Annotated in this window: 8 protein-coding genes; 7 read left to right on the top strand and 1 reads right to left on the bottom strand. The window is 64.6% G+C overall.

Annotated features, from left to right (window positions below; genetic code table 11):
• Nucleotides 1-84 precede the first annotated feature (84 nt).
• The 7 genes from ACTJJK_RS07040 to ACTJJK_RS07010 all read left to right on the top strand — a co-directional run bounded on the left by ACTJJK_RS07040 (nt 85) and on the right by ACTJJK_RS07010 (nt 12,459).
• Nucleotides 85-1,125: a LacI family DNA-binding transcriptional regulator gene (locus tag ACTJJK_RS07040; RefSeq protein ID WP_223621124.1), complete on the top strand. Its 1,041-nt coding sequence runs from the start codon at nt 85-87 to the stop codon at nt 1,123-1,125.
• A 103-nt stretch (nt 1,126-1,228) separates the two neighbouring features.
• The gene (locus ACTJJK_RS07035) at nt 1,229-4,291 is read left to right on the top strand and encodes a TonB-dependent receptor (RefSeq protein ID WP_440729853.1); all 3,063 of its coding nucleotides are present in this window, start codon (nt 1,229-1,231) and stop codon (nt 4,289-4,291) included.
• Nucleotides 4,292-4,430: 139 nt separating this feature from the next.
• Nucleotides 4,431-6,107 (top strand): glucoamylase family protein, encoded by a 1,677-nt coding sequence (locus ACTJJK_RS07030; RefSeq protein ID WP_440729852.1) that lies wholly within the window; start codon nt 4,431-4,433, stop codon nt 6,105-6,107.
• 73 nt (nt 6,108-6,180) lie between these two features.
• Nucleotides 6,181-7,470: a sugar ABC transporter substrate-binding protein gene (locus tag ACTJJK_RS07025; protein WP_031370774.1), complete on the top strand. Its 1,290-nt coding sequence runs from the start codon at nt 6,181-6,183 to the stop codon at nt 7,468-7,470.
• Complete coding sequence (locus tag ACTJJK_RS07020) at nt 7,467-8,345, top strand: carbohydrate ABC transporter permease (protein ID WP_031370775.1); 879 nt, start codon at nt 7,467-7,469, stop codon at nt 8,343-8,345. The genes ACTJJK_RS07025 and ACTJJK_RS07020 overlap by 4 nt, the downstream gene beginning before the upstream one ends.
• Nucleotides 8,342-9,178, top strand: coding sequence for a carbohydrate ABC transporter permease (locus tag ACTJJK_RS07015; protein ID WP_440729851.1), 837 nt, complete (start codon nt 8,342-8,344; stop codon nt 9,176-9,178). The genes ACTJJK_RS07020 and ACTJJK_RS07015 overlap by 4 nt, the downstream gene beginning before the upstream one ends.
• A gap of 134 nt (nt 9,179-9,312) precedes the next feature.
• Complete coding sequence (locus ACTJJK_RS07010; protein WP_440729864.1) at nt 9,313-12,459, top strand: discoidin domain-containing protein; 3,147 nt, start codon at nt 9,313-9,315, stop codon at nt 12,457-12,459.
• Nucleotides 12,460-12,576: 117 nt separating this feature from the next.
• Here ACTJJK_RS07010 and pgl read toward each other — a convergent pair whose 3' ends face one another.
• Nucleotides 12,577-13,323 carry a 6-phosphogluconolactonase gene (pgl, locus tag ACTJJK_RS07005; RefSeq protein WP_440729850.1) on the bottom strand — a complete coding sequence of 249 codons (747 nt, stop codon included), beginning with the start codon at nt 13,321-13,323 and terminating at the stop codon, nt 12,577-12,579.
• Between the last annotated feature and the right edge of the window lie 3 nt (nt 13,324-13,326).

The following is a 13,326-nucleotide window of genomic DNA, read 5'->3' as shown; positions in this document are numbered from 1 at the left end:
TTCATAACAAGCGCTTTACACTTGTTCTTGAAAACGTTTACAGTCGGGCCACTTTCCAGCCGCGAGGGGCGGTCCAGGAACGTGATGAGCGTGACGATCAAAGATGTCGCCCGTGCGGCGCAGGTGTCGGTTGCGACGGTGTCGCGGACCTTGAACGGCCATGGCAACGTGGCTGAGGAGGTCAGGCGCCGCGTGCTCGCGGTGGCCCAGGACTTGCGCTATACGCCGCACGCCGCCGCGCGCAGCCTCAGCAGCCGGCGCACCCACACCTTGGGCGTGGTCCTGCCGGACCTGCACGGCGAATTCTTCTCCGAACTGGTGCGCGGCGTCGACCAGGTCGCGCGCGAGCATCGCCTGCACCTGTTGGTGTCGAGCTATCACGGCCGGCCGGAAGAGCAGGCCGCGGCCTTGCGCGCGATGCGCGGCCGCGTCGACGGTTTGCTGGTGATGTCGCCCTATGTCGCGGCGCAGGCGCCGATCGTCGACGAACTCGATGCCGCCATGCCGATCGTGTTGATCAACACCCAGAGCGCCGTACCCGGCCTGTTGTCGCTGAGCGTCGACAATTACGGCGGCGCCCAGGCCATGGTCGAGCACCTGGTCGATTGCGGTCATCGCCGCATCGCCTTCATCGCCGGCCCGGAAGACAATTTCGATGCCCACGAACGCCTGCGCGGCTATCGCGAAGCGCTTGCGCGGCTGTTGCCCGATGCAAGCGAATGGGTGCTGCCGGGCCAGTTCGACGAGGCCTCCGGCCATCGCGCCGGCCAGGCCTTGCTGGCCGCGCCACAGCGCCCCGATGCGGTGTTCGCGGCCAACGACATGATGGCGCTGGGCTGTTTGTTTTCGTTCGTGCAGGCGGGCCTCAAGGTGCCCGACGACATCGCGGTGGCGGGGTTCGACGATATCCCGCTTGCACGCTATGTCCACCCGACACTCACGACCATGCGGGTCAATATCGCCGAGCTCGGTGCCCGGGCGGCGCGTCTGCTGTTGACGCAACTGGGCACCGATGCCGCAGCGCAGGAGCAACAACCATCCATGGACGAGCCGCGGCAGAGCGAACCGCTGCGGCCGGAACTGATCGTGCGCGAGTCCGGGGTACGCCGAGGGGGCGGTGGCTGATCGCGTCGAAAAAAATTTGGACGAACGTGTAAGCGATTACAGAGCAGAGATTGCTCCACCGTTGCAACCTTGCAGTACGTGCTCCTTGGAGGGAGGAAAGCATATGAACCCACACCACTCGCGTCGCTCCAGCAATAAATCCGACAGTAAATCCGGCCATTCCAGGCCCAGCCGCAGCCTGCTGGCCTGCGCGCTCGCCAGCTGCCTGGCGATGGCCGCGCCGATCGCCTTCGCCCAGGGCACCGCCGCGACGATCCGCGGCGTGGTCAGCGGCAATGCCGGCCCGGCCGCGAACGCCAGCGTCACCGCGACCAATCTCGCCAACGGCCTGACCCGCAAGGTGCAGACCGGCGCCGACGGCAACTACACCCTGGCCGGCCTGCCTCCGGGCACCTACCGCATCGACGTCAGCGCCGACGGCCAGAGCAATACCCGCAACGTGACCGTCGCGGTCGGCCAGAACGCGACGCTCAACGTTTCCACCGGCGGCGTGGCCGAAACTGCGCCGGCGGGCGAGGCGACCGACATCGACAAGGTGACCGTTACTGCTTCGGCGTTGGCGGAAGTGCGTACTTCAGAGAACGCCACCTACATTTCCACCAAGCAAATCGAAGCGTTGCCGCAAGGCACGCGCAACTTCCTGGCATTTGCCGATACGGTGCCGGGCGTTCAGTTCGTGCAGGCGTCGAATGGCTCCACATCGCTGCGAAGCGGTGCGCAAAGTTCCAACGGCATCAATGTCTATATCGACGGTGTCGGCCAGAAGAACTATGTCCTGCCGGGCGGGGTCGGAGGCCAGGACGATACTCGCGGCAATCCTTTCCCACAGTCGGCGATCGGCGAGTACAAGGTCATTACCTCGAACTACAAAGCCGAGTTCGACCAGCTCAGCAGCGCAGCTATTACCGCGGTGACCCGTTCCGGTACCAACGAGTTCCATGGCGATTTCTTCTGGGACCATACCTCAGAGGCGTGGAGATCGCCGACACCCGCCGAAGACAAGTCCGGTAAGAAGACCGATTCAAAGGAAGAGCAGTACGGAATTTCCTTTGGCGGGCCGATCATTCAAGACAAGATGCATTTCTTCGTCGCCTATGAGGCGAAGGAGTACAACACGCCGTTTACGATTAAGCCAGGCGAGGGTGTGACCGAGGCGCAATTGCCGGCGCAGTTCCGGCCGTTGATCGGTGGCGTCAACGCGCCTTTCAAGGAAGACCTGTATTTCGCCAAGGTGGACCTGTCGGTCGGCGACAACCATTACTTCGAACTGACCGGAAAATATCGCGACGAAACCGAAATTACCGGTGTGGACGGCATCAGCACCGTTCCGTTCGGAACGGCGAAGGACAACAGCGATAAGCGAGCAGACATGCGTTACCAGTACACCGGCGATGGATGGATCAACGACGCTCACCTCACTTACGAAGATGGCAGCTACAACCCGCGCGCCAATGCTTTCGGCAACGGATACGTGCTGACCCGCGGCGATATCAACTCCACCGGCGACAAGCGCGTCCTCAATGCCGGTCCTGGCGAAAATTTTCAGGACAAGGCGCAGAAGGGTTACTCGTTCCAGGATGATTTGACCTTTACCGATCTGCAGTGGCACGGTAACCACACTGTCAAGATGGGCGTGAAGTACAAAGTCATCGATATCAGCGCGACCGAGCAAATCCCGTACAACCCGCAGTTCTTCTACGACATCGGCGGAGATCTGGCTTCGCCGTATCTGGTGCGGTTCGGTGCCGGTCTTCCGGGCATCGCCGACGGCAGCGTCGAGTCGCGCAATAAGCAGTTCGGCGTTTATGTCCAGGACGATTGGGAGGTCAACGACAAGCTGACCTTGAACCTCGGATTGCGTTGGGATTACGAGACCAGCGACGCCTACACCGATTACCGCACTCCGGCTGACGTGCTCACCGCGCTGAATAGCCAGGATCCCCGCGCGCCGGCTGGCCAGACCTATCGCCAAACCCTCGCACTCGGCGGTGTCGATCTGAACGATTACACAAGTAGCGGACGCGAGCGCAGCAACTTCAAGGATGCGTTTCAGCCGCGTCTGGGCTTCTCCTACGATCTCAACGCCGATCAGCGACATGTGATCTACGGCGGTGCCGGACGCGCCTACGACCGGAACATCTTCAATAATCTGCAGTTGGAGACCACCAAGGGTACATTTCCGACCTATTCGTTTCGGTTCAATCAGCCAGGGCATTCGTGCGCGCCTGGCGTGGGCGACTGTCTCGCCTTTAATCCCGGCTTGATGAGTCGCGAAGCTTTGGAAGCTCTGGTCGCTGCAAATCCGAACAACGGCCGCGAAGTGTTCCTGCTCAACAACGATCTGAAGACTCCATATTCGGATCAATTCAGTATCGGTATGCGCAACGCGGTCACTATCGGCGAGACCGAGTGGCAGACGGATATCGGCATCTCTCGTATCGTCAGCAAAGACGGTTTCGCCTTCTTGCTCGGCAACCGCAGGCCGGACGGCTCGTTCTACCCTGCGCCGGGGGCGATTTGGGGCGCGCCCTTCGGCGCGGGCATTCCTGGCTTCGGGCGTGCACTGATCCTGGGCGTGAACGGTATCGAGACTCGTGCCAATTCGCTCTTGGTCAAGCTCGACAAGCCCTATACGCGCGAATCGGGCTGGGGCGTGACCATCGCCTATACCTTTACCGACGGCGAGGAAAATCGGGAGACCGGCGAATCGTTCTCGCTGGATCATCCGAGCCTGGCCGGCTTCGGTTGGCACGATTCCAAGGGCGTGCCGCGTAATCGCCTCGTTGCCACGGGCATTTACGATGGTCCATGGGGCTTGACGTTCTCGGGCAAGCTCACCCTCGCCAGCCCGACCGCTTACTACTTCGTCAATTGCTCCAACTCGGGCCCGAACGACAACTTCTGCTTCACCGATCAGTTCAAGCCCGACGAAACCATCGGCTTCAAGCAACTCGATCTGGCGGTCAGCAAAGAGTTCGATACGGGCGCTGGTGTCAAGTTCCGCATCCGCGGCGACATCCTCAACGTCACCAACGCACGTAACTACAACCAGTACGACACTTATGCAGGTCGATTGAACGCGCCGAACGCCAACTTCGGCGATCACCAAGACGGCATCATCCTGCCGACTCGTATGTTCAAGCTCTCGATGGGTTTCAGCTGGTAAAGCCTGCAACGCCGGCCGTCCACCGACGGCCGGCGCCGGGTTCTGCGTTCGCTGGCCGGCATGCATGTTTGCGGCAACGAACTTTTCTTCATTGCATCGATCTAAATCTCAACACGAAGACACAGGGGTCTTTCGTTTCATGCACCACCTCAAGTCGACAACACGTGCGGTCTCCATCGCTGTCCTGGGCGCGCTGCTGCTCGTCTTGTCCGCCTGCAAGAAAACCGAGACCGGCTCGCAGACCCAGCCGATCGTGAGCGCCGAGCCGGTGGTGATTGAGCCGCTCAAGCAGGAGCGGCTGGAGCTGCCGCCGCTGTTTCGCGATATCGAGAAGCGCACCTTCCAGTTTTTCTGGGACACCACCAACGAACAGAACGGCCTGACCCCCGACCGGTATCCGTCGCGCCCGTTCGCGAGCATCGCCTCGGTCGGTTTCTCGCTGACCGCCTATCCGATCGGCATCGAGAAGGGCTGGGTCAGCCGTACCCAGGCGGTCGACCGCACTTTGTTGACCTTGAAGTTCCTGCGCGACCTGCCGAGCGGCCCGCAGGCCAGCGGCAAGGGTAGTTACAAAGGTTTTTACTATCACTTCCTCGACATGCAGAAGGGACAGCGCTACGACAGCTGGGTCGAGCTGTCGAGCGTGGACACCGGCCTGTTGATGATGGGCGTGTTGTTCGCCCAGTCTTATTACGACCGCGACGATCCACGTGAGAAAGAGATCCGCGAGGTCGCCGACACCCTGTACAAACGCGTCGACTGGACCTGGCTGCAGCAGAACAAGCCGCTGATCTCGATGGGCTGGTTCCCCGAGAGCGGCTTCATCAAGCACGACTGGGTCGGCTACAACGAGGCGATGCTGCTGTACGTGTTGGCGCTGGGCTCGCCCTCGCATCCGGTCGGCCCGGAAGCCTGGACGGTGTGGACGCGCACCTACAACGACGTCTGGGGCGTATACCAGGGCGAAGAATTCCTGGCCTTCGGCCCCTTGTTCGGCCATCAGTACAGCCACGTCTGGATCGATTTCCGCGGTATCCAGGACGACTACATGCGCGAGCGCGGCATCGATTATTTCGAGAACAGCCGTCGCGCCGCCTACGCCCAGCGCGCCTACGCCATCGCCAACCCGATGAAGTGGGAGGAGTACGGCCCGGAAGTGTGGGGCCTGACCGCGAGCGACGGCCCGCAACAGACCTTGCAGGAATACCGCGGCGAGCAGCGCCAGTTCCGCCATTACTCGGCGCGCGGCGCCGGCCTGCGCGAGAACTTCGACGACGGCACCATCGCGCCGACCGCGGCGATCGCCTCGCTGCCGTTCGCGCCGGAGATCGTGATCCCGACCACGGTGACCATGCACGAGCGCTACGGCGAATACATCTATTCGAGCTACGGTTTCCTGGATTCGTTCAACCCGAGCTTCAAGTACGACATCCCGCTCAAGACTGGGCGCCTGGTGCCGGATCAGGGGTGGGTGTCCAGCGACTACATCGGCATCGACCAGGGGCCGATCCTGACCATGATCAGCAACTATCGCAACGAGTTCGTCTGGAACGTGATGAAGCGCAATCCCTACATCCGCGCCGGACTCGAACGCGCCGGGTTCAAGGGCGGCTGGCTGGCTCCGGCCGATGGCAAGGGCGCCGATGCGAAGGGCAAGGACGGCGAACCGGCGAAGACCGGCGCCGCCGCCGCGACTGCGCCGGCGAAACCGGCCGGCGCCATGGACCCGGCGACGGCACGCGCGCTCGGCGAGGCCGAGTCGCGCGCCGGGCGCAGCAATGCGCCGTCCAAGCAGACCCCGCCGAAGCCGGAATGAGCGCTTGAACGGTCCATCGACGACCATCGACACTTCGCCAGCCGCCGTACGCGTCGGCGGCTGGGGCAGGGCGCTGCGAGGCCTGGTCGCGCTGTGCGCGCTGGTCCTGCTCGGCAGTTGCAGCCATCGCGACGACGGCCGCGAAGTGGTGCGGTTCTGGGCGATGGGCTTCGAGGGCGAGGTCGTCACCCAACTTATTCCCGAATTCGAGCGCCGCCACCCCGGCATCCGCGTTGAAGTGCAGCAACTGCCGATCACCGCCGCGCACGAGAAGCTGCTGACCGCGTTCGCCGGCGACGCCTTGCCCGACGTGTGCGCGATCGGCAACACCTGGATCTCCGAATTCGCCTTGCTCGATGCCTTGACGCCGCTCGACCCGCGCCTGGCGCGGACGCCGTCCGTGCAGGCGCGCGATTATTTTGCCGGCGCCTGGGACACCGGGGTGATCGACGGCCATGCCTATGCGGTGCCGTGGTACGTGGAAACGCGTTTGCCGTTTTACCGCCAGGACCTGCTCAAGCAAGTCGGTATCGCACGGCCGCCGGCGACCTGGGCGGAATGGAAATCGGCGATGGCGGCGATCAAGAGGGAGGTCGGCCCGGATCGTTACGCCGTGCTGTTTCCGCTCAACGAGCCGGAACCCTTGCTCAACCTCGGCATCCAGTCGCCCGACCCGTTGCTGCGCGAGGACGGCCGTTACGGCAATTTCCGCAGCCCCGGTTTCAAGCGCGCCCTGAGCTTCTATCGCGAAGTCTTCGACCGGCGCTGGGCGCCGCTGGCGAGCAATACCCAGATCGCCAACGTCTGGAACGAATTCGGCCGCGGCTATTTCAGTTTCTACGTCAACGGCCCCTGGAACATCGCCGAATTCAAGCGGCGCCTGCCGGCCGATCTGCAGTCGACCTGGATGACCATGCCCCTGCCGGGTGAGAACGGGCCCGGCGCCTCGGTCGCCGGCGGTGCGAGCTTCGTCTTGTTCCGCAGTTCGCAACACCAGGACGCGGCCTGGAAATTGATCGCCTATTTGTCCGAGCCTGAGGTGCAGGTGCGCTTCCATGGCCTCAGCGGCAATCTGCCGCCGCGCCGTGCGGCCTGGGATGCGCCAGTGCTGGCCAACGACGTCTATGCACGCGCGTTCCGCGATCAGCTCGAACGCGCGCGGCCGACGCCGAAGGTGCCGGAGTGGGAGCGCATCGCCATGGAAATCAAGCTGGTCGGCGAACAACTCGCCAACGGCCGCCTCAACGTGGACGAAGCCGCGGCGGAACTGGATAGGCGCGCCGACCGTATTCTGGAGAAGCGACGCTGGATGCTCGATCAGCAGGCCGCGGCCCGGATGCCCGCGGCCGGAGCGTCGCGGTGAAGCCCGCCACCGCCGGTTGGGTGTTCGCCGCGCCCGCGCTGAGCGTGATCGGGCTGTTCTTCGGCTTGCCGGTGCTGGCCGCGCTGGCGCTGAGCCTGACCGATTTCGATATCTATTCATTGGCGCATATCGACAACCTGCGCTTCGTGGCTTTCGACAACTACCTCAATTTGCTGCGCAACCCGCTGTTCTGGAGCGCGCTCGGCAACACCTTGTACTTCGTCGCGGTCGGCGTGCCGCTGTCGATCGCGGTTTCGCTAGGCGCGGCGATGTTGCTGCATTCCAAGCTCGGCCTGTTCAAACCGTTCTTCCGCACCGCGTTCTTCGCCCCGGTGGTGACCACGGTGGTGGCGGTGGCGGTGATCTGGCGCTATCTGTTCCACACCCGTTACGGCCTGGTGAACTGGGTGCTGTCGTGGGTCGGCATCGACCCGGTCGATTGGCTCGGCGACCCGCATTGGGCGATGCCGACCATCATCTTATTCGCGGTGTGGAAGAACTTCGGCTACAACATGATCATCTTCCTGGCCGGCTTGCAGGCGATTCCGGAAGACCTGTACGAGGCCGCGCGCATCGACGGCGCCAGCCCGGCGCGCCAGTTCCGCCACATCACCTTGCCGATCCTGGGGCCGGTGCTGCTGATGGTCGGCATCCTGACCCTGGCCGGTTATTTCCAGTTGTTCGCCGAGCCCTACGTCATCACCCAGGGCGGCCCGTTGCAGAGCACGGTCAGCGTGCTGTACCTGATGTACGAAGAAGGCTTCAAGTGGTGGAACCTCGGCAACGCTTCGGCGGTGGCCTTCCTGTTGTTCGTGCTGATGACGGCCGTGACCAGCGGCCTGATGTGGGTCGCGCGCCGCAAGGGGGTCGAATGAACGACTCCGGCATGAGTCCGCGCCTGGCGAAGGCGATCGTCAACGGCCTGTTGATCGGCTTGGCGGTGTTGAGCCTGGCGCCGCTGTTGTGGATGTTCGCGGTGTCGCTGATGCAACCCGGCGAAGCCAGCGCGTTTCCGCCGCCGTTGTGGTCCTCGTCGCCGAGCCTGCACAACTACCATGAGCTGTTCTCGCGCATGGGCATGGGCCGGTATCTGTTCAACAGCTTCCTGGTCTCGACCCTGGTCACCGTGATCGCGGTGTTGCTCAACACCCTGGCCGGTTATGCCTTCGCCAAGCTCGCCTTTCCCGGGCGCGAACGGATATTCCGGCTGTTGCTGGCGGCGCTGGTGATCCCGGCCCAAGTCTCGATGATGCCGCTGTTCCTGATGCTCAAGCAGTTCGGCCTGATCAACAGCTACGCCGGCGCGGTGGTGCCGGGCATGGCCGGTATCTTCGGCATCTTCCTGGTGCGCCAATACGCGCGCTCGATTCCCGACGAACTGCTGGAAGCGCCGCGCATCGACGGCGCCGGCGAGCTGCGGATCTTCTTCCAGATCGTCCTGCCGGCCCTGCGCCCGATCCTGGTGACCTTGGCGATCTTCAGTTTCCTCGGCGCCTGGAACGATTTCATGTGGCCCTTGATCGTGCTCAGCGACCAGGACCTGCAGACCCTGCCGGTCGCATTGGCTTCGCTGTCGCGCGAGCACGTGCAGGACAACGAGATGATGATGGCCGGCTCGGTCGTGACCGTGGTGCCGGTGCTGCTGCTGTTCCTGGTGTTGCAGCGCTATTACCTGCAAGGCCTGTTGGTCGGCAGCGTCAAGGGTTAGAACCGTTCCGCCGCGCGCCCGCGCGGCGCCAAGAGGTGGATCGAATGTCGGAACCCAAGCAAGCCGTCGCGCCGCGTGGGCGTTTGTACCTTACCCGCGCCCATAAAACGGTCGCGAACGCGTTCGCTCTGTGCCTGGCCCTGATCTCGGCGCCGTTGATCGCCCAGGAAAAGCCGCGATTGCTCGATGGCTTCGAGTCAGCCGCGCCATGGACCGTAGTTACCTCCAATCAAGTTAGCGCGAGCCTGCGTCCGGTAGCGGGCGCGAAGGGGCGGGGCCTGTGCCTGGATTACGACTTCAACGGCGTGTCCGGTTACGCCGGCCTGCAGCGCAAACTGCCGCTGGAGTATCCGGACGACTATCGCTTTGCGTTCCAGTTGCGTGGCGATTCGCCGCACAACGACCTGCAGTTCAAGCTGGTCGACGCCAGCGGCGACAACGTCTGGTGGGTCAACAAGCCCAAGTATGTTTATCCGAAGCAATGGACGCCGGTGGTCTACAAGCAGCGCCATATCGGCCGCGCCTGGGGCCCGGCGGCCGATCCGACCCTGCGCAAGAGCGCCAAGCTCGAGTTCACCGTCTACAACAGCGTCGGCGGCAAGGGTTCGGTCTGCTTCGATGAGCTGAGTTTCCAGGCCCTGCCGAAAGACCCCGGCGGTCCGCTGACCGGCACGCTCGTCGCCACTTCCAATGCCGAAGGCAGCCGCGCCGAGTACGCGGCCGATGGCGATCCCGCCACCGCATGGCGGGCCGGTTTCGAGAAGGGCACGGCGCCGAACCTGACCCTCGACCTGGGCCGCGTACGCGAATTCGGCGGCGCGATTCTGCAGTGGGCCCCGGACGAGTACGCCTCGCGCTACCGCATCGAGCTGTCCAAGGACGGTAAGCACTGGGACAAGCTCAGGTTGATCGAGCATGGCGACGGCGGCAGCGATTTCGTTCCGCTGCCCGAGGCCGAGGCGCGCTATCTGCGGCTGTTGCCGGATCGCGGACCGAGCCCGGGCTTCGGCCTGGCCGAACTGAGCGTGCAGCCGTTGGCGTTCGCCGCGACGCCGAACGATTTCATCAAGGAACTCGCGCAACGCGCGCCGCGCGGCGATTATCCGCGCGGCTTCAGCGGCGAGCAGCCGTACTGGACCGTGCTCGGCACCGACGGCGGCACCTCGCACGGCCTGATCGGCGAAGACGGCGCGGTCGAAGCCTACAAAGGGGGTTACAGCATCGAGCCTTTGTTGTTGACCGATCGGGGCGGCTCGCCGAACGCGGCCTTGAAGACCTGGGCCGACGTCGAGATCGGCCAGAGCCTGCAGGACGGTTATCTGCCGATCCCGAGCGTGAGCTGGCAGGCCGGCGATCTGCAACTCAGCGTCACCGCGTTCGCGCCGCTGCTCGAACAGCGCGACCTGATCGTCGCCCGTTACCGGCTCAGCAATACTTCCAAACAGCCGCGCGATGCCACCCTGGCCTTGGCGATTCGACCCTTCCAGGTCAACCCGCCGACCCAGTTCCTCAGCACCACCGGCGGCGTCAGCGCCATCCACCGCATCGAGATCGACGCGAAGGCCGGCACGGTGAAACTCGACGGCCGTCCCAGCGTGCGCTCGCTGACACCGGTGGGTTCGGCCTTCGCCGTGCCGTTCCAGGACGGCGACGTGGTGCGCCACCTGCGTGCGTCGGCGACGCGCTCGGGCGAGAGTGAAGTGTTCGACCTCAACGGGCTGGCGTCGGCGGCTTTGTTGTACCCGATGCGTCTGGAGCCGGGCGAAAGCCGTGAAGTGGCTTTGTACCTGCCGCAGGATGGGGCGGACGATCCGCTGTCGGTCGATCCGGCGCAGGCGGCGCGATGGCAGGACGAAACCGCGGCGCAATGGCGCGACAAGCTCGACCGGGTCAAATTGCGCGTGCCGGCGCAGGGCCAGCATGTCGTCGATACCTTGCGCACCGGCCTGGCGCACATGTTGATCAGCCGGGTCGGCCCGCGCCTGCAGCCGGGTACGCGCTCCTATGCGCGGGCCTGGATCCGCGACGGCGCGATGATCGGCGAGGGCCTGCTGCGCATGGGGCGCGAGGACGTCGCCGAGGAATTCCTGCGCTGGTATGCGCCGTATCAGTTCGACAACGGCAAGGTGCCGTGCTGCGTCGACGACCGCGGCAGCGACCCGGTGCCGGAGAACGACAGCCACGGCGAGTTGATCTTCACCGTCGCCGAGGTCTATCGCTACACCCGCGACAAGGCCTTGCTCGAATCGATGTGGCCGCACGTGGAAAAAGCGGTCGCGTATATGGACGAGCTGCGCCTGAGCGAACGCACGCCGGCCAATCGCGCGCTGAATCCGGCCTTCTACGGGATGATGCCGGCCTCGATCAGCCACGAGGGCTATTCGGCCAAGCCGATGCATTCGTACTGGGACAACTTCTGGGCCCTGCGCGGCTATAAGGACGCGGTCGAGATCGCGCAATGGCTCGGCCGGAACGGTGAAGCGGAAGCCTTCGCCGCATCGCGCGACCAGTTCCGCGAGGATCTTTATCGTTCGCTGGAAGCGGCGACCCGCGCGCACAAGATCGATTACCTGCCCGGTGCCGCCGAGCTCGGCGACTTCGACGCCACCTCGACCACCATCGCCCTGGCGCCCGGCGGAGAACAAGGGCTGTTGCCCGAAGCGCTGTTGCACAACACCTTCGAGCGTTACTGGAAGGAATTCGTCGATCGCCGCGATGGCCGCCGCGAATGGAAGGACTACACGCCCTACGAGTTGCGCACCATCGGCAGCTTCGTGCGCCTGGGTTGGCGCGAGCGCGCCCACGAGGCGCTGGAATTCTTCTTCAAGGACCAGCAACCGCGCGCCTGGAACCAGTGGGCGGAAGTGGTCTCGCGCACGCCGCGCAAACCGTTTTTCGTCGGCGACCTGCCGCACGCCTGGGTCGAGTCGGACTACGTACGCTCGGCGCTGGATTTGTTCGCCCACACCCGCGATATCGATCAGGCGCTGGTGATCGCGGCCGGCATTCCCGCGGGTTGGCTGCAAGGCGAAGGCGTGAGCGTGGATGGCCTGCGCACGCCCTACGGCGCCCTGGGTTATCGCTTCAAGCGCGAAGGCCGGCAGGCGAAGCTGGAGATCGCCGCGGGTATCGAAGTGCCGCCGGGCGGGCTGATCCTGCGTTGGCCGTTCGCCGGTGCGCCAGGCAAGACCGTGGTGGATGGACAAGTGAAGGCTTGGCGGCAAGGCGAGCTGAAGATCGAGCGCGTGCCGGCGACGGTGAGCGTCGCGATCGAGGAGTAGGAGCGGCGTCCCAAAGGGATTTTCTCTGGTCAGGAGTCGCGACCGCGAACCTGCGTCGAGCTGCGCGGCCAACATGAAACCCCGCGGTCGCGACTTGCGCCGCTCCTACCCGAGAGGCTACGGGTACCAGTGCACTTCGAGCGGGGTCGCGCCTTCCAGCCCGATCAGCACCGGCCAGCGCTGCACGTCGCCGCTGGCGAGCGCCTGTTGGAAGGCCTCGCGCTTGGTCTTGCCCTGGATCAGCAGGAAGCGCGATTGCGCCTGGGCCAGGCCGCTCGGGGTCAGGCTGATGCGTTTGCTCCACTGGCGCGCGCCGGGGCAGCCTTCGGCATCGACCACGACATAGGCCAGGCGCGAGGCCAGGCTGCGCTGCAGGTCGGGCATGTCGGGAAACAGCGAGGCGGTATGGCCGTCCTCGCCCATGCCGAGCACCGCCGCGGTGGCCGGCTGCAAGGCGTGGGCGTTGGCGAAAGCGGCCGACTCCTGGATGCTGCGGCCGGGCCGGGTCAGCGCTTCGAAACGTGCCGCGGCGGCGTTGTCGCGCAGCAGATGCTGGCGGACCAGCCAGGCATTGCTGTCGGGGTCCTCGGGTTGCAGCCAGCGCTCGTCGACCAGGGCGACATCGACCCGGCTCCAGTCCAGCGGGGCGCGGGCAAGGGCGCGGTACACCGGCGCCGGCGTGGTGCCGCCGGACAGCAGCAGGCGCACGCGCGGGCGCCGCGACAGATCGCGGCGCAACTCGGCGGCGATCGCCACCGCGCAGGACCAGGTCCAGGTATCGAAGCTGCGATGCTCGTGCCACCGGTAGGGCACAGTGTCCGGTTCGGCAGGGTCGTGCGGGACGGGCGAGGGAGCGTCGAGCATGGC

The sequence above is a fragment of the Lysobacter sp. 22409 genome (genome assembly GCF_052045105.1).
In the GTDB taxonomy this organism is placed as follows: Bacteria; Pseudomonadota; Gammaproteobacteria; order Xanthomonadales; family Xanthomonadaceae; genus Lysobacter; species Lysobacter antibioticus_B.
Note: the sequence above shows the minus strand (reverse complement) of the source record. Positions and strands in the feature narration are given on the sequence as shown.